Source organism: Paenibacillus sp. CMAA1364, from assembly GCF_054373195.1.
The window spans coordinates 198,937-224,298 of the sequence record NZ_JBITNB010000002.1 but is presented as its reverse complement, the minus strand read 5'-3'; the positions used below and the strand labels follow the sequence as shown (position 1 = coordinate 224,298).

The following is a 25,362-nucleotide window of genomic DNA, read 5'->3' as shown; positions in this document are numbered from 1 at the left end:
TCTCATCTTGCTTATAATTTAGCCCAATGCGCACCATCGAAGAAGTACAGCCACAACTCATGTAGCGGTTCGCCCATGATATCTTCCAATGCCTGACTATATAGTTCTAACTGGAAGCGATACTGCTCGACTAAGGCCTGTACGCCACCACGTTCTTCTAGCACACGATCCGTTTTGTAATCTATAAGAATTAACTTCCCGTTATCTCTAAAAATACAATCCACAACCCCTTGGATTAACACCGTTTCTTGTTCCAACTGGCTTACATCAACGGATGCTTCTCTATTATCAGAGTCCGTTAGATTCTTTATGACATTTAGCCCTTGATAGGCTTCGGTCGCAGAAAGTGCATAACTGAACGGCATTTCCCGTTCCACCCAATCGGCGTGAAGTAGTCTTGAACCAATATCACTAAGGAACAATCTCGCTATCTCTTGCGCATCTATTAAACTCGACTGTTCTTTCGTAATAATCTGTAGATCAGCCAATAGCTGAAGTGTTTCTTCAACAATCTTGGAATCGACTTCACCAAGATCAAGTGGAATATGTTGCATAATCGTATGGTAAACGGTTCCCCGTTCAGTAGCACTCATACTTTTGTTCTCCATAAACTTAGGTCTTCGAAGTTGCAATGTTGCTTGTTGCACAGCCATCTTCTCCTCTACCCAATCCACAGACGGCAATTCCTGTAGAGAAAGAATCTTCTTCATCTCTGTTACGGATGTTTTAGCTGCCAGTGTACTAGCGACAGCATGTGGGTATGTCCACGCAAGTCTACTATCCATCTTCGCTTCATCTGATCCTTCTCTATTCTCAATAGCTGATAAAGAGATTAAGTCATGTGCTAACATAGCTTGTATCTTCTGCTCACGGTTCAAGGAGACTTCTTTCTCATCTAAGTCCACTATGAATGGTTGAGACAATTCATCGGCTTTTAGAATCGATATTGCCCACACGGAAGGGTCGTCACTCAATGTTGGTGCAGGCGCTTCTGACACACCACCGATCTGTCTTAGCACTTCTGCGTTTCGATGTCGGATCAAGGCTGGTCCGATCCAATCCAAATAATTACGCCCTCTTGATAGTACATGATCAGGAAGAATATATGGCTGATGCGTCTGGACCTGTGTCCACGATAATATTTTCTTGGTAAGATCCTTAGTCGTTCCTATAAGTATTAATTTCTCCTTAGGACGTGTTAGTCCAACATATAGAACGCGCATCTCCTCAGCAAGCAATTCTTGCTGTGAACGGCGGCGTATAGCAAGGTAAGGTAATGTTGGATAACTAACACGCATATCATGATCAACGAATTTGGGACCAAAACCTAATTCCTTATGCATTAGAAATGATTGATTTAAATCCTTTTGATTGAAATTCTTCGCAATGCCTGCTATGAATACAACTGGAAATTCTAAACCCTTACTTTTATGAATCGTCATGATTCTCACGGCATGCTCTTGCTTGTCAGATCCGCCTGGTGCGCCTAGATCGGAACCATGATCACGAAGCCTTGCGATGAACGTTAAGAAGCGAAATAAGCCCCTTGATGCTGTCGTATGTTCATATTGAACAGCACGATCATATAGTGCCGTAAGGTTACTCTGACGCTGTCTTCCCCCAGGAAGCCCACCTACCCAATCCATATAGCCTGTCTCTTTATAGAGTTGCCATATCAAATCTCCCAGGCTGCCACGACGTGCTTCATTACGCCACCTCTCCAACTTATGAAGGAATTGGCGTAACTGGGCACTCAGTTCAGAAGAGACCTTTGTCTTATGAAGATCTACGGTATCTTGCACTTGTCTTATGCTGTCTTCATCCATTGCTACTTCGGCAGCAGCAATAATTGCTTCATAGAATGATCCTGATGCACATAAGCGAACTTGAGCTAATTCTTCCTCCGTTATTCCAACAATAGGTGAACGCAGTACACTCGCCAGCGGAATATCTTGTAGTGGATTATCAATTAGCTGCAATAAAGACATCATGATCTCCACTTCCGTTGCCTGAAAATACCCTTGATTCTGCTCTCCATCACAAGCTATCCCTTGTTGACGAAGCTCGTCCATAATTAAAGGTCCCCAAATATAGGCAGAACGAAGAAGGATGACCATGTCACCATGAACAACGGGACGCATGGTCTTTGATTCCTTATCGAAGATGAACAAAGGTTCACCAGTTTCACCTGTCATCTCTTTGATCTTCTTAGCGATGGCACGTGCTTCTAGTTGGGCTGTCTCCATCTCCACCCATTCGATTTCTTGCACATAGGATTGATCCTCATCTTCAGATGTCTCTTCCTCATTTGATCTTCCACTATTCTCACGATCGATCAGCACCATTTCTGGTGTATACGGTGATTGATCTAAGCCATCTGAAGTATTCTGAAATGTAGCACCGTACACTAATTCAGCACGTTCGTTATAACTGATCTCGGCAACATTCTCATTCATGATTTGACGAAAGATGACATTAACCGCATCCAGAACATGATGTCTACTACGAAAATTACGGGCAAGATCGATCACCGTCCCCTCATTCTCTTCGACACCATATCTACTGTATTTGTCCATGAATAAGCCTGGGTCCGCTAGTCTAAATCGATAAATACTTTGTTTCACATCCCCAACCATGAAACGATTACCAGGCTTATCTCTGGAGATTAATCTCACGATGTCTTCCTGAACATTGTTCGTATCTTGATATTCATCTAATAACACTTCATCGAAATGATTTGCATATTCTATTGCCGCATCAGACGGGAGAAGTTGATCCATAGAGGAATCTGGATGTCTTAATATTTGTAGACAATAATGTTCCAAATCACTGAAATCCACGACTGCACGCGATTTCTTCTCCGCTTGATACAATTGACCGAATTGAATAACCACTTCAGATAACTCCTTCATCACTGGCGCAACATCATGAAGTTCGTTCAGGTAGGTATCTGCGGATCGCCCAAATAATGAATTTTTAAGTTCATTCAGTATCTTCTTAACATTATCTCTAAGCTCTTTCACACGCTCTTGGATGTCCGCATCAGTCTCATCTTTGCGACAACTTTTCAATTTCCCAAATGAAATGGTTTGAAAGGCATCGTATAGTGCATTCCAAGGGAAATCTTCTAGGCATTCTCGAAGAGATTCAACCATTTCCAAATCATCACGCAAATTATCTACATAAGGAGCTGGACCCCCAGGTGACATGGCCAAGCTTATAGCTTGTTGTAATAACCCCGAAGCACCTGCAATAGATAATTTCGCATCTTTAACAATACTCTGAACCCAAGGACTATCATCAAGGGTTGTTATATCTGAGATTAAGAATTGAGATGCCATGTGTCCTAGCCAATCATCTGGCCAAGAATGACTTCGCGAGAAGTCGTATAGCTTCTGAATCAGTAAGTATAGTGCATCATCACTTCGTTCACCGCTGAACCAATCAGCAACACGGAGAAAGATTCCCTCGTCGCCTGCTTGACCGTACTTCTCCTCAAAAAGTTGTTCTAGAATCTCCTGACGTAGCAATTCGGCTTCGTTCTGGTTGAGAATTCGAAATCCTGGATCTAAGGGAATCCATTGGTAGTAGCGACGTATAACTTCCATACAAAATGAATGGAGTGTCGTAATGGACGCTTTGCCCAGTAGCGCAAGTTGGCGACGTAAATGTGCATTATCAGGTTCTTTTTCAAGTTCCTTATCCAATGCTTCCCGAATGCGTTGACGCATCTCAGATGCCGCTGCTTTAGTGAATGTAGCCACGAGAAGTCGATCTACACTAAACCCATCTTCCTCATTCATGATTTTGCGAATAATTCTTTCTACCAATACAGCTGTCTTCCCTGATCCGGCTGCCGCTGCAACAAGAATGTGGTCACCGCTGTGTGTAATGGCCTTCCACTGGTTGTCGCTCCATATACTGCCTTCAGGCTTAACTGATCCCATCACGGTGTATCCCCTCCTTGCGTCTTGGACAACAACTCCCATACTTGTTCTTTACTTGGCTTACCAAGGATGTTGTAGTGATTACCTTCAATTGTTTCATCGAACTGACACACTGGCTTATAAGAACAGAATGTACAAGCCGTCTCATTCTGTATACGATACGGTTCAATCTTAACCTCGCCTTCAGTCATACGTGTGCCGATTTTGACGATATTCTGTCGAACAGATGACAATAGACTACCCCACTGTTCTTTGCTCGCTACAGCCGCCGTGCTGTAGAAGCTTCCATCAGCTTTCAACGCTACCGGAAGAATCGCAGAATGACCTTTTTCTAACGTGGCATCCATGTGCGCAACAACATCTCGATCTGCCAGTAACAAGCCCTTCATTTTAAATCGTTTAAGCAATTCATCAGCAGCCTGTTCAGCATTCATCGCATTCGTGGATTGCAATAATGGATCATGTACGTGGAAATACAACGTGCCTGCGGGTATTGCCACTTGTCCAAGCCATTCTTCTGAGTATGTCAATAATACGTCGAGATACGTTAATAATTGAAGGGATAAGCCATAATACACCTCATGTAGCTTGAGATCATTCTGACTGGATTTATAATCAATGACTCTTAACATCATTCCTTGTTCTCCCTGTGCCATATCTACACGGTCAATTCGCCCTACAATTTCCATCATTGAACCATTCTCCAATAGAAATTTCAGTGGAGGAAGTGTTTTGCCAGGTCCGAAATCAAGTTCAAGTCCGATAGGTTCAAAATGACCTCGACGTGCGTGTTCACCAAGAATAATCGAAGCTCTTCCAACAATATTCTTTAGTTTTCTTGAAATATATGCGTAACGTTTGGAACTTAGTAAGATTTCACCTTGCAAAAGAGGTGTCAAACGATCTACTGCGATATCCGCTTCCCATCGACATTCCTCAGCCGTTAGACTCCCCCAGCTGACGTTGCGGTTCTTTAACTGTGTAGCCATGTCGCTAAGTGCAGAGTGGAATAATTGTCCGATATCTGGCGCCTTTAACCGATACATTTGGCGTTCCTTCAACTTCAATCCATGCGAAGCAAAGTGTGAGAATGGACAAGCTACAAATCTCTCCATTCTAGACACACTTGTTCGAATTTTAGTTCCATACAGCCTCTGACTTGTTACATGTTGTAGCGGTATTGTCTTATTCTCATAAAATAATGAACCTAACAAATTCAATAATGGCTCACGCCACTGCTCATGATCTATATACCAATTGTAGACTTCCCACCACAAATCAGATATTTCACTGCCTTGTTTCCATTTGTGAAGCTCAACAATCAAATAACTTAACGTCTGTTGCGGATTCGTTATATAACTAAGTAGTTCTTCACTTGTCTGTTCTTCAGACGGTTGCGCTAATAATGGTTGTTCTTTCAGATACGGGAACATCTTCTTCACATGTCGAACCACTTCCGAAGGCAAGAGAACTTTCCCTTCCTCATCCGCAGAAGCGTAAGAAATCCATACATGATGACTAGCTGAAGTTAAAGCATTGTAGATCAGGAATCTCTCATCTAGAAGTTTGCGCGAGATGCTTGGAGCTAGCTCTATGCCAACTTCCGTTAACTGAATCCGCTCTTGTTCTGTCAATACACCATCTTCTTGTAGAATCGCAGGAACTATTCCTTCATTAAAGCCCAGTAGAAATGTATATTTCACACCACTCGTCCGAGTACGATCCATATTACCTATTAAGATCTGATCGATAGATGGGGGAACTAAGGCTAACTTCATCTCCGCTAAACCGGTGTCTAATATGCCCGTAAACAGATCAAAGCTCATGTCTTCATGACCCATCAACTCCACCATCTGATCAAGTAAATCTAGGATGGCTCCCCACAATTGTCGATGTTCCTTAGCTATCTCTGGTCGACCTACTTCTACCGCTTCTTGACTCAGAAAGTCTATCTTTTGCGGTACATCTGATTCTTCTAATAATAAATATAGTGCTGTACATAAATCCTGAGTAGTCTTTGCATTCTTCAATCTATTCTCAAATGCCATCAACGGTCTGCATATCGAGGCACGACAGCGTTCCATGAGTTCTAGCAGTTCTTCCCCCTTCTTCTCCCGGCTCACATTCGTGTCGCCTTCAAGAGATAGACTAGGCGTGGCTAGCCATGGACGTCCGTCCGTCCAACGATAGCCATGAATGCCGCAGGCTAGAACATAATTCTCTAAACGGTCCATGTCTTTACGCTGAAGGGATCCATCTAATGGCAATAATAAATCTGTCTTAACCAAACGAAATACATCTTCGTAACGCCACTTTCTTTTCACAATATCAAGGGAGGCCCGTATAAATTCTACTAAGGGATGGTGCAACTCACTCCGCTTCTGATCGAGAAAGAACGGAACATTATTATCGCGGCAAAGAGGACCTATGATAGATTCATAATCTCCTAATTGTCTAACGAAGATAGCCATTTCTCTGAACCTAGCGCCTTCATCACGAACCAGGCGCGTCATTTCCCGTAATGCTCCCTCTACTTCTGCACGTCGATGTATCGCCTGATGAATAGATATACCTTTAGGCTTATCACGATCCTCATGTTGTATATCGTGCCAGGGAACACGACGATCGAATCCTCGCTCAAGATGGGCAAGCTCGGGCGTATCAACAAATCTTGGAAGTTGATCAAGACTTAACAACCGATCTGATACCTCTATGCCTAGCTCCTCTGCTATGCCTTTTAGCTTCACATACGTTGTCGCAGTTGGATGAAATAAATCTAGCTCCTGCGGAAGCATTCCGCTAGGCAACACTTTATCTAAGGTTAACGCTATCGTTACCGAAGCAGCGTTAGCCATTAATTGCTGTAAGACCATATATTCTTGAGGTGTGAATCCATGGAAACCATCAATCCATATATCTGCTTCCTTAACAAAAGAGGAATTCGGAATGGCTTGCGTTAATGTCATTAAGTAATCTTCATTATCCATATATAAAGGAGATAGTTCTCGCTCGAAATCTTGATATAACGTCACAATATCCCTAAGCTTGTCTCTTAAGATCGGTGTCCCCAATCGATTCGAGACCATCACAGAGAGTTGTTCAGACACGTTCGCGGCATCTATACAATACCGTTTCATCTCTGAATAAAGTTCGCCCAATCTACCCACGAAACCTACTTGGTCACCTGAAGGGCCAAACAATGTTAGTTCTTCTTTGCGTCGTTGTAGAATCTTATAGAGAAGCATTCTTTTCCCATCTTCACTAATACCTACTCTTGCAGACCCACCGGTCTCTTGCATTACACGATAAGCCAGTCGTTGGAAACTTAACACCTGCGCGCGCGCAATCCCTCTCACCGAACCCGACGTTACTAAAGCATGCTCAGCTTGAAAAGAGCCCTGTTCGGGTACGATCAAGATCATGGGCTTTCCTTGTGACTCCTTGCTTAGACGAGTCGAAATTTCTTGTAATATATTCGTCGTCTTACCACTACCCGAACGTCCAATGAGAAATTGAACCGACATGGGATGCCTCCTTCATAATCCTATAAACTAACCGATTACTTTCTATTATAATCGTCCTTAAGCATTATATCATATCTTTCATTACACAGAACATACGTTTGTATCCATGTGTATGAATACTACCTGTTGAAGATCAAGACATTTATCTATTTCTACCTCATTGGATAGATGATATTATGTGATTTATGAATGACCTTAATCTATTGTATAAAGTTATACAGGATATTCCTGCACACTATGTTAAAATAGCTTTATATAGACAGGAGGGCATTCTATGTTACGCAAATTTAAAATACAGCATAGATTGATCGGAACTTTCCTGATTGTCTCCGTTCTCCCTATATTATTCCTTGGGTATTATGCTTATCATCTATATTCAGAATCAATCAGCGACAAGCTGAGTAAGTCCACTTACCAAGCCTTGAGCTTAATCAACATTAATCTACTTGCTGAACTTCAGAACTATCAATATCTTATTGGGTCCATCTCTACCAATGAATTTGTACAGGATAAATTATTACACGGACTTACAAAGCAAGAGAACCTTGATCATGCCAAAGAAACAGCGATGGATGAAATATTCAGAACCATATTTCCTTCACATGCTGTAAATGTAAGTATATTCGATACTACTCATCGTCTTTTTTATGAACTTGGATTTGTGACCATTGATAATCAAACCTTAGATAAGGCCATGAACAACGTGGACACGAACGCTCCTTATGATGGTCTTACGTATGTCAAGACAATCCGTTCTTACGATACAATCGCATTAGGGAGAAAAATACACGCCTTAAATGACAGTTCCAATCAGATTGGTTATGCTTTTGTATTTATCAATGGCGATTTATTCTCTGATAATATTCTATCCAATGTTGATCTTGGGACAGGCTCTAAGTTAATGATTATAGGAAGAGATGGAACGGTATTGTCTGCTAACGATAAAAACATTCCATTAGGTGCTACTTATAACGATCCTAATCTTTTCGATAAGATTAAAGTGCAGCATGAGCAAGGTATATCTTCCTTCTCTACACAGGTCAATGATACAGATCAACAAATTTCTTACATATATAACGAACAAATCGGTTGGTATCTAATTTCCATGATGCCCTTCTCCTATATCAATTCAGAAACAAGTAAAATAACCATCAGTATGTCTGTCATTATATTGCTTATTGTTATATGCTGTATCGTCATTATTTCTGTCATGAATACAAGTATTGTGAAACCGATAAAGGAAATTATTAATTTTAGTAATCAAGTATCGAACGGGGAATTCTCTATTCGTATCCAAGATGAGCAAGAAGATGAGATGGGCGTCCTCTCACGGAAAATGAATAGCATGGTTGGTGAAATTGAACATCTGATGCATAATCAGAAGCTAGACCAAAAACGTAAACGTGAGTTAGAGTTACAAATGCTTCAATCTCAGATCAATCCACACTTTCTATTTAATACATTGAACACGCTACGTTGGCTTGCTATTATTAATCAGGTACCCGTATTAAGTAACGGTATTACTTCACTATCCGAGTTACTTCGCAGTACCATTCTAGATCATAACGAGGAGATCACGATTGAACAAGAGCTTCTCAATTTATCTAACTATTTTGAAATACAAAAGATTCGTTATGCAGATAGTTTCCAAGTTGAATACGCTATCAATGATGAACTGCTTCAATGTCTTATCCCGAAGTTCATCCTGCAGCCTGTCGCAGAGAATGCTATTATTCATGGCTTATCTGAACATGGAAGATCCATTATCATTACAATCACCGTTGAACGAAGAGATCAATTTATCCATATTGAAATATTAGACAACGGTAAAGGGTTTGATACAACGACATTCAAAGCTTCTGATAATAATAAAAAGTTGTCTGGTATAGGAATAACCAATGTTAATGAACGAATCAAGCTCTATTACGGCGATGAATATGGTCTGAATCTTACCAGTATTATTGGGAAAGGTACTCGCTGTACCATTCTTATTCCGTACGAGAATCAAGATAGATTAGATTAGGGGGTATTCTTCATGTTTAATGTTCTACTTGTAGATGATGAACCTATTGTAAAGGTAGCACTCAGAACGATGATTAATTGGGATGATCTTGGTTTCCCGATTTGCGGAACAGCATCTGATGGTGTCGAAGCCTTAGCGATGGTCGAGAAACTACAACCAGATATTATTATCACTGATCTTAAGATGCCTAATATGGATGGTCTTCAATTCATTAAGGAATTAAACAACCGTAACTATAGTGGTAAAATTATTGTAGCGAGCAACTTTGGGGATTACGAGTTGGTGAGGGAGGCTTTGCTTCTTGGTGCCGTTGACTACATGTTGAAAATTAGTATCACCACTGGAGATCTTATTTCACAGCTCCAAAAAACAGCAGGTCTTCTACAAGAACAAGAACATACATTACTAGCACAAGAAGCTAAAGATCAATTCATGCAAACGAATCTAAAAAGTGTGAAAAATTCACTTTTGAAGGAGTTCTTTACAGATAGCTCTTATGATCTCAATCATTACTTACAGAATAAAACGATTTCATTATATATGATGGATACCCCCAGTTATCTATTCTATATTACTTTTGATCTTGATCATTCTGTAGATCATGCTGAAAAAGCTGGAATTTCGGTCGCATTTATTGAGAACATGATTCTTGATTTAATTAAGACTGCAGATGATATTGAAGTTTTTCAAGTAGAGACAAATGGTATCCTTGCCTTAATCTCCACACAAAAGCTTAACAACCATCAGATTAGTCCTGTAGATTTTATCAACAAAATCCGCAAATTGATTAGCATGTACATCTCCATCGAACCAACCATTGTGTATTCGGAAGAATTGACTGGCTATCAAGCTGCGAGAGACACATTCTGGGCTTGCAAAGAAGCTCTAAACATTAACTTTTATAAATATCTTCCGATGATCTATGTCCGTGATATCATGTTAAAGGAAGACCTTATTCATACCAACTATGTTGACTTCTCTATTTCTATCATTAAGAATTGGAAAGATACGAATCAAGATTCCATTGAAAATATGCTGAAGGCATTTTTCCAAGAATGCCAACAACGTCATATCCATCCGCATGTTGTTAAAGATTTCATGATGAAATGTCTAGACTATATACCTTTATATGAGAATAAAATACATATTGATAATCCAGTTGAATATGAGAAAATTCAAAAAGATTTAATTCATAGTAAAGATATATCATCATTTACTGTGGACTGTATTCAAGCTTTTCACTTGCTACGCTTCGACAACGATAAAGCTAGCACTCCTAAATTTAAAAAAGAAGTTGTAGATGTCATAGATTATATAGAGCATCATTATCATGAGAAAATCACCTTAGAGATGATTTCAAATTACACGAATTTCAGCGAAAACTATTTATGTCGTATGTTCAAGGAACAAGTAGGTACAAGTCTTGTCAGCTATATCAATAATGTAAGAATGAATAAAGCAGCTGAGATTATCACGAATGGGTCGAACTATATAAAGGAAGTATCTTCTTTAGTGGGAATCAATGATCAATTCTATTTCAATCGACTATTCAAAAGACATTTCGGCATGTCACCTACGGAATACAAAGCCCAACAAATCCAATGATTATTTCATTGTCATTTCAGATTGTATCTCAGCAAATGTTCGCTCAACATTCACCATCCATTGTTCCGTCGTCATTTTACCTGTCATAATAGGGGTCATTGCATTTCTGAATAATTCATCTTTAATATTCGTTTTAGACCCTTTAGCTGTAGCCTTCCATTCTTGTATTATCGAAGTTGCTCCATCATACGCACTAAACATTTCATAGACACCAGGTGTTAAGTACGGTTTAGCCAGTTCTTTAGCACCCTTTAATGCAAATACACCATTCGATTTCTCTGCAAATAATTGGATGGATTGATCTGTATATAGAAACTTCAAGAATTCCTTCGCTAGTTCCGGATTGTTCGCTCTTGCTGGAATAGAAAACTGTTCATAACTGGATAGTATAAAACGCTCATCTCCCTTGTTAAATACGGGTACAGGAATCATACCAAATTCAAATCCATCTTCTCGAGGTGAATTTGTCATTTCATTCTCCATCCAAGTTCCATTAACAATAAATATCGCTTTACCAAGCATCATGTCTGTTTGTGATTGTGTATGATTCAAAGCAACTGATCCATCCATAAGAAATCCTTCCATACCTATTTTCGCAAAAGTATCTAATACCTTTTTAACAACATCCGTTTGAAAAGATCCCGCTTCATAACTAAAAACGCCATTTAGATATTCTATTCCACCAGCATTAGCCAACGAAGGATACATAATTTCCTCTAAATATTCAGGATAAATGCCTTGATATGTAAATAACGCTCTTTTTACTCTATTTCCATTCTTGTCGATCAAATCATTCTCTTTTTTCTTCAGCTCTTCTCCCAAAGCGAAGAATTCATCCCACGTTTCAGGCAACTTCCATCCTTTATCTCGAAATAACTTTTTATTATACACTAAGCCCATAGGCCCAGCATTAAATGGGGCCAAATAAATGTTGCCATCCCCATAAGGTGAGAACCTCGTACTCTCTAACATTCCTGGAAGAATCAGATCCTTCAATATTTCATCTTTATCCAGTGCTTTACTTTCAAATACGTCACTAATATCAAGCAGTCCCTTTTCCCTAATTAACGAGGTCATCGTATCACTTTGTTCCGTATCTACTACAACTAGGAAATCTGGAGGATTGCCTGCCACGATTTGAGGTCTAACCACATCTCCTATTCTAGGACTCTTTGTCATGTTAACTTTTACCCCAGGATGGGATAATTCAAATTCCTTTACAATTCCCTCCCAATAATCAGATCCATATCCTCCTTGGAATACCGCTATATTTAATTCATTATTCTTAAACATTGTTGCTTGAACCACTTCATTTGAATTTGTACCTTTACCCATATATATCGAACTTAATCCTAATATCACAGCTAGTAAGATGAAGCTCATCATTCTCTTCACTATGCTCACTCCTACTTTGTATTCTATACCTAGAACACTTCAACTATAATGAACGGCAAAGAAACCTTACATGATCAAATCACACTAATCTATGTACAATATTATCCTCATCGTTCATAACAAAAGGCGAAGATTGATAATTATTATACCACATAAGTAAACGCTATCATCGCCTAATAGTCACAACTTGATAATCTTTGCATGTCTTTGTACTATTCTATCTACCTCTCTTATATCTATTGAAGTCATCAAATGTAAGCGTTATTCTAAATTTGCGAGATGGGACTCATCATCTCCATCGTAATAAACAAAACAAAGAAAAACAGGAGGGTTACAATGAAAAAAATTCTTAGCTTAGCTCTAACAGCAACATTAGCATTTAGTCTAGTTGCTTGCGGTGGGAACACGACCACGAACAATTCTAGTCCTGCACCTAGTGATACTCCAACGCCAGAAGTTACAACGCCAAAAGAGGAGACTCGCACTTTGAAATTAGCAGCATTAGAAACTGCTTACGGTGCCGATGTATGGAAAGAAATAGTAGCAGGCTTTGAAAAGGCTACTCCTAATGTAAAGGTCGAAACTACCATCGACAAAAGCTTAGAAGATGTCATTGGACCCGGCATGAAATCTGGAGATTTCCCTGATCTTATCCACCTTGCTGTAGGTCAGAAGAAAGGATTAACAGAAACCTTCATTAAAGATAATAACTTGGCCGATCTTACGGATGTATTATCTATGACTGTTCCTGGTGAGAGTATTACTGTTCAAGACAAACTGATTCCAGGATTTCTAGATACCACGATGACAAATCCATATGCTGATGGTAAGACTTACCTCATGCCAATGTTCTATAGCCCAACTGGACTATTCTACAACGCTGGATTATTTGAGCAAAAGGGTTGGACAGTTCCTACAAATTGGGATGAAATGTGGGCATTAGGTGAGACAGCTAAGGCTGAGGGAATCGCACTATTCGCATACCCAACTAGTGGATATTTCGATTCATTCTTCTATGCATTGCTTAACGAAGTTGGTGGTCCTGAATTCTTCACCAAAGCAATGAATTATACAGAGGGGATCTGGCAATCACCAGAAGCAACACAAGCCTTTGATATTATTAGCAAGCTAGCAACATACACAGAAAAGACAGTGCCTGCTAATGGTAATAAGGATAACTTCGCTAAAAACCAACAACTAATTTTGGATAACAAAGCTCTATTTATGCCGAACGGAACTTGGGTCGTTGGTGAGATGAGTAAAGCACCTCGTGCAGATGGCTTCAAATGGGGCTTCACATCCCTACCAGCAGTTACTGATGGCGGTGATCGTTACTCCTACACATTCTTTGAACAAATCTGGGTACCTGCAAAAGCTGAGAATGTGGATTTAGCTAAAGAGTTTCTTGCCTACCTTTACACAGATGAGGCAGCTTCTATATTCGCTAAAGTAGGAGCCGTACAACCGATTAAAGGAATGTCCGAGAAACTTGATGGTGATAACAAATTGTTCTACAGCATCTACGACACAGGCACGAAAGCTGCAATGGGTGCATTCTCAACAACAGATCCTGTTGAAGGTGTTAACATTTCCGATGCTGTATTTGCTGCAGTGGACTCTCTTGTAACAAAAGATAAGACGCAAGCACAATGGGTTGAATCAATCACCAAAGCAAGTGATGCACTACGTGGCGCATTGAAATAAATAATAGAAATGAATTAAATATATAAATCATGGTGGTATGCGCAAGCAGCCACCTTGATTTTTCCTTTGGAAGGAGACGGGCACATGGAAATCAAAAAGGGACAAGGAAGTTTTATATTCTTCTGTCTTGCTCCCGCTGTAATCCTATTTGTTGTATTTCTAATTATACCTACGATCGATGTATTTCGTATGTCGACATACAAATGGGGCGGATATACAGATGACAAAACCTTTGTTGGATTTCAAAACTTCACAAAACTTTTTCAAAGCGATAAATTCTACCAAGCATTTCAGAACAGTCTTCTACTCATCGTAATCGTTACCATTATTACCTTTGCATTTGCACTTGTATTCGCGTCTATGCTATCTCGCGAGAATTTAAAAGGACAAAATTTGTTGAGAGTTATCTTTTATATTCCTAACATCTTGTCTGTTGTCGTAATTAGTGCTATTTTCTCTGCTATATATGATCCCAATAGTGGTCTACTGAATGCATTCCTTAATTTATTCCGAGGAGCAGGGTCAGATGCTACGCTATGGCTTGGTGATCAGAAGATCGTTATTTACTCCTTAGCAGGTGCTATGATTTGGCAAGCAATAGGCTACTACATGGTCATGTATATGGCTAGTATGGCGAATATTCCAGAAAGTTTGTATGAATCCGCTGAACTTGAAGGTGCTGGTCGGATGGATCAATTCTTCTCCATTACAATTCCTTTGATCTGGGCAAATATTCGTACAACCCTTACCTTCTTTATCATCAGTACCATCAATATGAGTTTCCTATTCGTAGTTGCAATGACTTCAGGCGGTCCTGACGGTTCAACCGAGGTATTCCTAAGTTATATGTACAAAGAGGCTTATACTAATTCCTCGTATGGTTACGGTATGGCTATTGGTGTTATTGTGTTCCTATTCTCATTCGCACTTGCTGCTATCTTGAACGCAGTCACCACACGTGACCATTTGGAATTTTAAGGGGGCGTCAACTTGAATAATAATAAACTTACACAACGCGGCGTCAGTGACAAACTCTATAAGATTTTCATCTATATAGTACTAGTCGCACTGGCGGTCGTCATTCTCGTTCCTGTTGCTTGGGCTTTCATGGCCTCCATCAAACAGGATAAAGAATTCTACGGTAATCCTTGGTCCCTTCCAGAGGGAATCTTCCTACAGAACTTTTCCGATGCTTGGAACAAGGCTCAGATGGGCAGTTATATGTTCAACTCTGTTATTGTAACCATTATGGCTCTAGCAATACTACTCGTCATTGCATTACCCGCGGCTTACGTTCTATCTCGTTACAAATTTAAAGGTAGCGTATTCTGGAATATGATGTTTATGGCAGGATTATTTATCAATGTGAACTATATTGTTGTTCCAATCTTTCTTATGCTTAATAACGGTGATAAGGCCGTTCGTGGGTTACTTGGACACCCCATATTCTTGAATAACTTATTGATTCTAGCGCTTGTGTATGCAGCAATGGCACTTCCTTTCACGGTCTATCTATTAGGAGGTTATTTCAAGTCATTACCAAGGGAATTCGAAGAGGCGGCTTCTGTAGATGGTGCAGGCTACTTCAGAACGATGGTACAGATCATTATGCCAATGGCTAAACCTAGTATTGTTACAGTCATTCTGTTCAATTTCCTGTCATTCTGGAACGAATATATCATTTCGATGACTTTACTAACGAAGCCCGGACTTCGAACATTGCCCGTGGGATTAATGAATCTCATGGCAGCACAGAAGTCATCCGTTGAGTATGGTCAGATGTATGCAGGTCTAGTGTTAGTTATGTTGCCAACTCTCATTCTATATATTCTAGTACAAAAGAAGCTTACCCAAGGCATGACTATGGGTGGACTGAAAGGTTAAGGTGCTATTATGAGCGATTCCATGCGAAATATATTGCGAAGTTTAATGATATTGATTGTTTTTATCTTCGCTGTCGTACTCGTCATTATTGGTCAGAAAAACATTGGTGCTCCTGGTCTTGGACTAATGCTTCTAGGGTTAGCACTTCTAATAGGTCTTCTCTGGTTCTATAATCGGAAATTCAAATAAAAAGGAGAATTCATTACCATGAATAAAGGCCGTGTTACCATTCCAACTGATTTAGATGTCATTTCTCAAACCAAAGATGTTATGAAACGCTGGGGAGCGGATGCCGTTCGAGATTGTGATGGAACGGATTTCCCTGAAGAATTACGAGATATCGATGCTAAAGTCTATTCTACTTATTACACAACCCGCAAAGAAAACGGATGGGCAAAGGAAAATCCCGAAGAAATTCAACAGATGTATCTTATGTCCGCTTTCTATACAGCTGAAAGTTCCAATCTAACGATCCCTTTAATGAAGGGATTATATCCGGATATGCTGAAAGTAAATACCCATGATGATATCAAGCGTTGGTGGGAAGTCATAGATCGTACAACTGGTCAACCTCTACTGACTTCGAAATGGAGTTATAACGAGGAAACAGGGAGTGTCATTATTGAAGCGATCCCTTTCCATGATTATACGGTCAGTTTCCTAGCTTATATTATGTGGGATCCTGTACATATGTATAATGCGGTCACCAATGATTGGAAAGACGTTGAACCTCAAATTACGTTTGATGTTCGTCAACCGAAAACAAGAGAGTTCACCATGCAACGTTTACGTCAATTTATTGAAGAACACCCTTATGTCAATGTCATTCGTTTCACAACATTCTTCCATCAATTCACACTCGTATTCGACGAGCTAGCACGTGAGAAGTATGTGGATTGGTATGGCTATTCCGCATCGGTTAGTCCATATATTCTGGAACAATTCGAACAAGAGGTAGGCTATCCATTCCGAGCAGAATACATTATTGATCAAGGTTATCATAACAACAACTATCGTATTCCAAGTAAAGAGTTCCAAGACTTCCAAACGTTCCAAAGACGTGAAGTTGCGGCTCTTGCGAAAGAATTAGTTGATATTACACATGAATACGGTAAAGAAGCTATGATGTTCCTTGGAGATCACTGGATTGGCACTGAGCCATTTATGGAAGAATTCTCAACCATTGGTGTAGATGCGGTTGTAGGTAGTGTAGGTAATGGTTCAACACTTCGCTTAATCAGTGATATCCCTGGCGCAAACTATACAGAGGGACGTTTTTTACCTTATTTCTTCCCAGATACTTTCCATGAAGGTGGAGACCCTGTACGCGAAGCTAAGGTCAACTGGGTTACGGCTAGACGTGCAATTCTTCGCAAACCGATTGACCGGATTGGTTATGGTGGATATCTGAAGTTAGCACTCGATTTCCCAGATTTCATGGAATACATTGAGAGTGTGTGTGATGAGTTCCGTACATTATATGATAATGTCCAAGGAACGACGCCTTACAGCGTCAAAACGGTTGCCGTACTTAACTGTTGGGGTAAAATGCGTGCTTGGGGAAATCATATGGTCCACCATGCGCTCTACCAAAAGCAGAATTATAGCTATGCGGGTATTATAGAGGCACTATCTGGTGCACCATTTGATGTTAAATTTATTAGTTTCGATGATATTAAGAAAGATCCTTCGATCCTTAAAGGAATCGATGTTATCCTGAATGTTGGGGATGGAGATACCGCTTATACCGGAGGCGATTGGTGGCTGGATGCAGACATCATCACGGCTGTGAAGCAATTTGTTCATGAGGGTGGCGGATTCATTGGTGTCGGCGAACCAGCTGCTCACCAAGCTAACGGACGATACTTCCAGCTAGCGAACCTTCTTGGTGTAGAGCAAGAACGTGGCTTCACCCTAGGTTATGATAAATATAACTGGGATGAGCAAAACCACTTCATTACAGAAGATTGTGCTGTCGATTCAGAAGGACAGAAAATCATCGACTTCGGTGAGGGTAAGAAGAATATATTCGCCCATGAAGGCACTACCGTCCTTCGTCAGATCGATAAAGAAGTTCAACTTGCCGTGAATGAGTTCGGTCAGGGACGTTCGGTCTACATTAGCGGATTGCCTTACAGCTTTGAGAATAGTCGCATGCTATATCGTGCGATCCTCTGGAGTGCGAATAGCGATCACGAGCTTCAGCGTTGGTTCAGCGACAACTATAATGTCGAAGTCCATGCTTATGTGAAGAACGGTAAATATTGTGTAGTTAACAACACGTATGAACCACAGGACACTACGGTCTATCGTGGTGACGGCTCTAGCTTCCCTCTTAAGATGGAAGCCAATGAGATCAAGTGGTATGAGATTTAACAAGAGGCAGTCTATGCATCACTACGAATGCGGAATCATTCTTCCGTTGAGATAACTGATAACTAGAATTAGCAGGTCAAGGGGTTAACCCTGACCTGCTATTTTATATTTTAGTCTGTGGTTATGTGTTGAAAAAGAGAACACGACGATCAAATCCTCGCTCAAGATGGGCAAGCTCGGGCGTATCAACAAACCTTGGAAGTTGATCAAGACTTAACAACCGATCTGATACCTCTATGCCTAGCTCCTCTGCTATGCCTTTTAGCTTCACATACGTTGTCGCAGTTGGATGAAATAAATCTAGCTCCTGTGGAAGTATTCCGCTAGGCAACACTTTATCTAAGGTCAACGCTATCGTAACCGAAGCAGCGTTAGCCATTAATTGTTGTTACACCATATATTCTTGAGGTGTGAATCCATGGAAACCATCAATCCATATATAAAGGAGATAGTTCTGGTTCAAAACCTTGATATAACGTTACATTATCCCTAAGCTTGTCTCTTAAGTTCGGTGTCGCCAATCGATTCGAGACCATCATAGAGAGTTGTTCAGACACGTTCGCGGCATCTATACAATACCGTTTCATCTCTGAATAAAGTTCGCCCAATCTACCCACGAAACCTACTTGGTCACCTGAGGGGCCAAACAATGTTAGTTATTCTTTGCGTCGTTGTAGAATCTTATAGAGAAGCATTCTTTTTCCATCTTCACTAATACCTACTCTTGCAGACCCACCGGTCTCTTGTATTACACGATAAGCCAGTCGCTGGATACTTTAACACCTGCGCGCGCAATCCCTCTCACCGAACCAGACGTTATTAAAGTATGCTCAGCTTGAAAAGAGCCCTGTTCTGGTACGATCAAGATTATGGGCTTTCCTTGTGACTCCTTGCTTAGACGAGTCGAGATTTCTTATAATATATTCGTCGTCTTACCACTACCCGAACGTCCAACGAGAAATTAAACCGACATGGGATGCTTCCTTCATATAAGGATAAATGATCAAGTCCAGTCACACACAGGTTAACAATTCATCGTATAACTTATTTATTAAATTATATTAGAATAGTCATAATCATTATAACCTATTCTTCATTTCAAAGAACGTATGTTCGGTTCATCTACTCACATCTATGAAAGATTCCTATCGACGTCTTTAGTTAAAAAGTTACTACAGAGGTTGGTTTAATGTATCCAACACAAACGAAATGTTTTGATTATCACCTATACTGTAGCCACAATCTCACTGTTAAACAGATTTAAGATACTCGAGAGGTACAATATCTTTCCCCCGAATGGCAAATATGTAATATCTGTAACAAGTTTTTGTAGAGGTGTATCAGCTTGAAATTCACGCTTTAATGGATGTTCTGCTAGATGCAAAGGCTATCTTGTTGCTTTACGTCTCTTTACCCTAACTTTATACTGTCTGTAGTCCCTCACGTTGCATAATCTGTTGTACACGTTTGTGATTGATTGTATGTTCCATTCGAAGCAGCGCTGTGATCTTTCGATAACCATAGCGATACTTATGTTGCGTACAGAGCTCCCGAATCTTCTCTACCACGTGATCTTCGCGCTCGGTCTCGTACGCTGCTTTCCAACGATAGTATGTTGTACGAGGAATTCCAAGCCATGTACAAGCTTGGGTAACACTTACTTCTTCTCGAATTGACTTGATCCATTCCACTACAAGCTTTGGTGATACCTCCTTTCCATCTCTTTATACTTTTTTAGCACATCCAATTGTTGCTTCAAAAAGCGATTCTCAAGTTTTAGTTTCTCTAGTTCTGATGTTAACTCTGCTCCCTTACCGTAACTATATTGTTTGCCCACGGGTTGCCTAAGTCGATTCTCCTCACCATTACGATACCATCTCATCCAAGTCTTTAACTGTGTTTTATTTCGTATGTTGAATTGTTCCTTAACATCTTTCACCGGAACACAAGCTAATCTCATTTCAATTGCTTTCATTTTATTTCCACAGGGTAACTAACTCTTGTTGCCAATGCAAAAACACCTCCAAGTCTGTATCCATATCTTACGACATGGTTGCATTCTCTTGAAGGTGTTTTAATTTATCTCATGCTAGGGGGTCAGTCCCGATTATTCTTTCACGCCTCCGAGCGCTACGCCCGCGATAATATACCGGGATAACAGGAAGTAAACCACAAACAGCGGTAGAGCCGTCAAGGCTAGTCCCAAGTAGATCGAGCCGAACTCAGTTTTGTAGATATCACCGCGAAGTAGGCTGACCATGATCGGCATCGTATATTTCTCCTTCTGTGTCAGCAGAATCAGAGGCATGAACAGGTTGTTCCAGTTCCCAACGAAGGCAAAGATGGCCTGCGTCGCCACTGCCGGCACCATCAGCGGCATGATAATCCGGTTAAAGGTGCTGAATTCACTAGACCCGTCTACGCGTGCTGCTTCCACGATCTCTATCGACAGCGTGGCGAGCAGGTATTGGCGCATAAAGAACACGACCGCCGGCGCTGCAATCGCAGGCAGAATCAGTGGAAGAAAGCTGTTTGTCCAATGTATTTTATACATGAACTGATAGAATCCGATTGCACTTGCCTGGGAAGGAATCATCATCACGCACAAAATAAAGGTAAAGAATGGCCCACGTAGCTTCCAGCTATAAGTCACAAGCCCATAAGCCGCTAAGGACGAGAAATAGACCGTTAAGAGGGTTGCTGAAGCAGAGATAATAAAAGAATTCATAAACCCTTGAATGGGATCAAAGCTCTTGTCGAGCAGCACTCGTAGGTTACTCATCAAGTGCGTCGAAGGAAACAGTGAGATACCGCTTTGAATTTCCGCTGTAGAGCGAGTGGCGTTCACAAACATGATCCAAAACGGGATGATACTGAGTACCGCCAAAGAGATACAGACGATATAGATAATCGTCTTGTTCAATTTACGGGTGACGGTTCCACCTTTTTGATTATTGTTCATGTGATACGCCTCCCTTATGGCTATTCTTGGCGGCCTTTCTATGCATTTTATCTATTTTTTTTATTTTTGCCGCGTCGCGGTCACGCATTAAATAGAACACAAATCCAGACAATATTGCTGAAATCACGAACATGATCATACTCGCCGCTGCAGCACGGTTGTACAAATAGCTTCCCTTAAAGGCTTGCCCATAAATGAACATGGACGTGGTAAGCGTGGAATCATCCGGTCCGCCCGCAAGGAAGAGCTGCGGAATATCGAACATAGTCAAACCACCGACCATCGATGTAATCAGCGTGAATAACAAAATCGTACGTAAACTCGGTAGCGTGATACGGAAGAAGGTCTGAAATCCATTGGCGCCGTCAATCGACGCAGACTCGAATAGTGTAGGATTTATACCCATAACACCTGCGATCAGAATGATCATGGTGTTGCCGTACCACATCCAGAACTGGATGAACGCCACAATGCCCCGCGCTGTCGTCTTATCCTGAAGGAAGAAAATCGGAGCGTTGGACCAACCCATCATTTCAAAAAAACTGTTTATGGGACCCATCGGATAGGCAAACAGAGTGCTAAAAAGGACAGCAATTGTACCCGCTGTGATAATATTAGGCATATAGAGCAGAACCTTGAAAAAACCTTGCCCCTTAATTTTAAGACGCTGGTTCGTGAACCATGCAGTGAGCAAGAGCGCGAGAAGGATCTGGGGAACGAAGTTGACAATCCAGAGTATCCCGGTGTTAATTAGAGACTTTCTGAATGAGACATTATCAAAGAGGAGATCTTTGAAGTTCTTAAAAGGATCATCCAAAATCCGGATTGGCTTTGGTATTAATCCCTTTAAATCGGTGAACCCGATGAATGCTGTGTATAAAATAGGATATAGCGAGAAAATAAGAAATGCCAAAACGAACGGTAATGTAAAGATATAGCCGTATTTAGAGTAGTTAACACCTTTGCGGCGCATGCTCTCCCCCCCTTTAGTTGATACGAAGGGGCGGGAAGTTACCCCGCCCCTCCGATTCTTTTTTATTCGCTAGCGATATCAAGTTGATCCTTGACTTGTTGCTTGAAGGTTTCGATCGCTTTATCACGGTCCTTGTTACCCGCAGTATATTCGCGTACTTGATCACGCCAGAGCTGGTTGATCGTTTCGTCGAACTGGGTCAAGTTCTTACCTGAAGCGTTGGCGTTGGCCGGAACGAACACGTCGAACATATTCTGTCCGCCAAGCAATGGAACTTCGCCGTTAGACTTATCCATGATAACAGCAGAAGCAACACTGTCCTTCGTACCTTGCTCGCCATCTTTCATCGTTCCGTTAGCCCAGTAATACTGGAGCCCAGTTTCGGAGGTATCGAGTGTTACCCACTTAATAAAGTCCGCAACAGCCTTTTTCTTGGCGTCGTCCTTAGTTACGTCTTTGTTAGCGAGCAACCAGGTGCCTCCCCAGAAGAAGCCTGTCGGTGGCTCAGTAACTGCCCAGTCACCATTTGTATCTTTTACTTGTCCGTTCATGACGTAGTTGATAAGCCATGCGGGACCGAAGAAACCGAAGACCGGTTGGGAGCCAGTGCCGGACATATCGGCGTACCAAGCTTCTGTCCAATCTGTCGTATCGTTGTGGTATCCATTGTCTTTCAACTTCTTGGAGAGATCAAGGAACTCTTCGCGCTTCGGATCAATATGAAGCTTACCATCGACAATCCAGCCCTTCTCAGAACTGTTTTCGATCGCGTGCCACATATCCCCATCTCCAGAAACTGCGCCATACCCTTTAGCTTTCAGCTTCGTAGATGCATCAAAGAATTTATCCCAGCCTGGACCAATTTCGTTCTTGATGGCAGCCGGGTCATCTGTTCCAAAGACATCCTTGGCAATCGAGCGGCGATAGATAAAGGCTCCGCCAGTCGCCTGGTAGCCGAGACCTTTCAGCTGGCCGTCTTTGCTGCCGATATCAACTGAATACTGAGCAATGCCTGCGTCCTTAACCATTTGGTCATCAAGACCTAGGTCAGCATAGTTAGCTGCATAGGTGGATGCGTCGCCTTGCGTATACTTGAGCACGAACGCCGCTTCAGCTGCATAAATGTCCGGGGCATCTTTACCGCCACCGGCAAGACCCTGATCAAGTGCAGGCTGATAAGCACCATCGGTGGTTGCGATAATCGTGGTTTTGAAATCCACATTCGCATCTGGATGGGTTTCCATATACTTTTTGGTCATGTTCGGAATCTCGTCCGTGAAGCTCCATAGATTGATGGTGACTTTCTCACCAGTTCCGGCTTTTGGATCCGCTGGAGCAGTGGTAGTTGCTGGAGCTGGAGTGGAGTTTGGACTCGATGAGTTCGAATTTGAGTTCCCCCCACATGCTGCAAGAGCAGATGATATCACAAGCAATGTAGAAATCCCAACTAAAACACGTTTCATACTTTTCATACTGTACCTCCCCTTTTTTATTGATTCCTCGGTTTTTGTAACCGCATACACAATTATAAACCCTACAATTCTCTAGGATAAGGATCCATCTTTGGGAAAACTTCCACTTTTTTTGGATTTCGTTTCGTACAAGCCAAAAAAAGACACCAAGGGATCTTTACCTTGGCGTCGCCATTATCTGTGCCATTCCCTTTCACTAATTACCCGCTTTAAGCGCTTCATCCTGCTTCTTGACGAATTCTTCCGGAGTAATCTCCTTTCCGAATAGCGCCTGAACCTGATTAATATGCATATTGGAAGCCCCCGGTTTCATCTGGGTGTCCAGATAAAGGGTTACCTTATTGGCGTTATTCAATTCGTCTATTAGATCAATAAACATTTGTGGGAGCTTGATGGAAGCGGTATCTACTTTGGTGGCGGGAATTATCCCCGCATCGACAACGGAGTGCTTTCCCCACTTCTGAACGAAGAAGCTGACGAATCTTTTAGCCTCTCGAGCATGCTCGGAATTTCGGGATACGAACAATCCAGTCCCTGGACCACCAACCCAATTATCCACATTACCTTTACCACCCGCAACCGTCGGGAACTTGAAATAACCTATCTTGGCTTTAAATTCTTGGGATACGTCCGCAGTGGTCGTGTAGTTTGACAGTTCCCAAGTACCCATCGCGAACATGGCAGATGTCCCGTTCATGAACTGCACTTTGGCTTCGTCATTGGATAATCCGTTATACCCTTTGATGAATGTGTTCAGGTTCACCAACTCTTGTACTTGTCTTGCAGCCTCAAGTAAGGATGGGTCCGTGAATTCCTTGTTCGCAACGGCTTTATCCATCACATCCGATCCCCCGATACGATCAGCCAGATACATGTACCAGATAGAAGCCGGCCAACCATCCTTGCCGCCAAGGGTAACAGGAGTAATGCCGTTATCGTTCAGCGTTCGGATGATCGCTTTAAGATCATCCAAGGTATGAGGAGACTGTAAATTAAATCGGGAAAATATTTCTTTGTTATAATAGACCGGAACAATGTTCAGTTCGACTGGGAGAGCATACGTCTTTCCATCTACGGAGTACGCTTCGGTCACGTCAGCTACGAATTCTCCATTCAGCTCGCCCCGTAAGAGACCATCCATGACCGCAAACTTGTTTCCCTTGACATAGGGATCCATGAAACCGGCGGCCCAAGTGAGTCCTATGTCTGGCAAATCATTGGATGCGGCGAGTACTTTCAGCTTACTCTTGTACTGCTCGTTTTCAAGAGCTTCCGTCGTGATGGTGATTTGCGGATTGGCTTCTTCAAACTCCCTGATTATTCCTTTTACCATTTTGTTTTGCGCGGAGCTGTTGCCGTCCGACCATAGATGCATCATTTTCAAAGTAATTTTCTCGCCACCACTCTTAGGGCTGTTCTCTTCGTTTGCGCTGCAAGCAGTCGTGATCAAAAGAAAAGCCAGTAATAGGCCACAATATAAAATGATTCTCTTCATGA

The 25,362-nt window shown here is 41.5% G+C and carries 18 protein-coding genes and 1 pseudogene; 7 read left to right on the top strand and 12 right to left on the bottom strand.

Features of this window, described 5'->3' with window-relative positions:
* Positions 1-11: 11 nt before the first annotated feature.
* Together addA and addB are read right to left on the bottom strand one after the other, a co-directional pair.
* Positions 12-3,947: a helicase-exonuclease AddAB subunit AddA gene (gene addA / locus ACH8E3_RS02740; protein WP_458631187.1), complete on the bottom strand. Its 3,936-nt coding sequence runs from the start codon at positions 3,945-3,947 to the stop codon at positions 12-14.
* Positions 3,947-7,471: a helicase-exonuclease AddAB subunit AddB gene (gene addB, locus ACH8E3_RS02735; protein ID WP_458631063.1), complete on the bottom strand. Its 3,525-nt coding sequence runs from the start codon at positions 7,469-7,471 to the stop codon at positions 3,947-3,949. Before addB ends, addA begins: the two co-directional genes overlap by 1 nt.
* A gap of 274 nt (positions 7,472-7,745) precedes the next feature.
* Between addB and ACH8E3_RS02730 the strand changes: the two genes are divergently transcribed.
* Both ACH8E3_RS02730 and ACH8E3_RS02725 read left to right on the top strand, forming a co-directional pair.
* Positions 7,746-9,494, top strand: a complete 1,749-nt coding sequence (locus ACH8E3_RS02730) for a sensor histidine kinase (RefSeq protein WP_458631062.1) — start codon at positions 7,746-7,748, stop codon at positions 9,492-9,494.
* Between the two features lie 12 nt (positions 9,495-9,506).
* The gene (locus tag ACH8E3_RS02725; RefSeq protein ID WP_458631061.1) at positions 9,507-11,099 is read left to right on the top strand and encodes a response regulator; all 1,593 of its coding nucleotides are present in this window, start codon (positions 9,507-9,509) and stop codon (positions 11,097-11,099) included.
* Here the strand turns inward: ACH8E3_RS02725 and ACH8E3_RS02720 are convergent, their stop codons facing one another.
* Positions 11,100-12,485, bottom strand: a complete 1,386-nt coding sequence (locus ACH8E3_RS02720; RefSeq protein WP_458631186.1) for a carbohydrate ABC transporter substrate-binding protein — start codon at positions 12,483-12,485, stop codon at positions 11,100-11,102.
* Positions 12,486-12,830: 345 nt separating this feature from the next.
* On the opposite strand from ACH8E3_RS02720, the gene ACH8E3_RS02715 reads away from it, so the two are divergent.
* From ACH8E3_RS02715 to gnpA, 5 genes are all read left to right on the top strand, one after another.
* Complete coding sequence (locus tag ACH8E3_RS02715; RefSeq protein WP_458631060.1) at positions 12,831-14,198, top strand: carbohydrate ABC transporter substrate-binding protein; 1,368 nt, start codon at positions 12,831-12,833, stop codon at positions 14,196-14,198.
* 84 nt (positions 14,199-14,282) lie between these two features.
* A complete protein-coding gene (locus tag ACH8E3_RS02710; protein ID WP_458631059.1) occupies positions 14,283-15,176 on the top strand; it encodes a carbohydrate ABC transporter permease in 894 nt (297 codons plus the stop codon).
* Between the two features lie 12 nt (positions 15,177-15,188).
* Positions 15,189-16,082 (top strand): carbohydrate ABC transporter permease, encoded by an 894-nt coding sequence (locus ACH8E3_RS02705; protein WP_458631058.1) that lies wholly within the window; start codon positions 15,189-15,191, stop codon positions 16,080-16,082.
* Positions 16,083-16,091: 9 nt separating this feature from the next.
* The gene (locus ACH8E3_RS02700; protein WP_458631057.1) at positions 16,092-16,271 is read left to right on the top strand and encodes a DUF6903 family protein; all 180 of its coding nucleotides are present in this window, start codon (positions 16,092-16,094) and stop codon (positions 16,269-16,271) included.
* 12 nt (positions 16,272-16,283) lie between these two features.
* Positions 16,284-18,458 (top strand): 1,3-beta-galactosyl-N-acetylhexosamine phosphorylase, encoded by a 2,175-nt coding sequence (gene gnpA / locus ACH8E3_RS02695; protein ID WP_458631185.1) that lies wholly within the window; start codon positions 16,284-16,286, stop codon positions 18,456-18,458.
* A 121-nt stretch (positions 18,459-18,579) separates the two neighbouring features.
* Here gnpA and ACH8E3_RS02690 read toward each other — a convergent pair whose 3' ends face one another.
* The 9 genes and pseudogenes from ACH8E3_RS02690 to ACH8E3_RS02650 form a co-directional block, all read right to left on the bottom strand.
* A complete protein-coding gene (locus ACH8E3_RS02690; protein ID WP_458631056.1) occupies positions 18,580-18,837 on the bottom strand; it encodes a hypothetical protein in 258 nt (85 codons plus the stop codon).
* Between the two features lie 49 nt (positions 18,838-18,886).
* Positions 18,887-19,174: pseudogene (locus ACH8E3_RS02685) on the bottom strand (hypothetical protein).
* Between the two features lie 32 nt (positions 19,175-19,206).
* Positions 19,207-19,368 (bottom strand): hypothetical protein, encoded by a 162-nt coding sequence (locus ACH8E3_RS02680; protein ID WP_458631184.1) that lies wholly within the window; start codon positions 19,366-19,368, stop codon positions 19,207-19,209.
* Between the two features lie 511 nt (positions 19,369-19,879).
* Positions 19,880-20,149, bottom strand: coding sequence for an IS3 family transposase (locus ACH8E3_RS02675; protein WP_458631055.1), 270 nt, complete (start codon positions 20,147-20,149; stop codon positions 19,880-19,882).
* Positions 20,149-20,433, bottom strand: a complete 285-nt coding sequence (locus tag ACH8E3_RS02670) for a hypothetical protein (protein WP_458631054.1) — start codon at positions 20,431-20,433, stop codon at positions 20,149-20,151. Before ACH8E3_RS02670 ends, ACH8E3_RS02675 begins: the two co-directional genes overlap by 1 nt.
* A 132-nt stretch (positions 20,434-20,565) precedes the next feature.
* Positions 20,566-21,420 (bottom strand): carbohydrate ABC transporter permease, encoded by an 855-nt coding sequence (locus tag ACH8E3_RS02665; protein WP_458631053.1) that lies wholly within the window; start codon positions 21,418-21,420, stop codon positions 20,566-20,568.
* Entirely contained in the window at positions 21,410-22,393 is a 984-nt protein-coding gene (locus tag ACH8E3_RS02660; RefSeq protein ID WP_458631052.1) for a carbohydrate ABC transporter permease, read from the bottom strand. The genes ACH8E3_RS02665 and ACH8E3_RS02660 overlap by 11 nt, the downstream gene beginning before the upstream one ends.
* A gap of 62 nt (positions 22,394-22,455) precedes the next feature.
* Positions 22,456-23,865 (bottom strand): ABC transporter substrate-binding protein, encoded by a 1,410-nt coding sequence (locus tag ACH8E3_RS02655; RefSeq protein WP_458631051.1) that lies wholly within the window; start codon positions 23,863-23,865, stop codon positions 22,456-22,458.
* A gap of 196 nt (positions 23,866-24,061) precedes the next feature.
* Positions 24,062-25,360: an extracellular solute-binding protein gene (locus ACH8E3_RS02650; protein ID WP_458631050.1), complete on the bottom strand. Its 1,299-nt coding sequence runs from the start codon at positions 25,358-25,360 to the stop codon at positions 24,062-24,064.
* Positions 25,361-25,362: the final 2 nt, after the last annotated feature.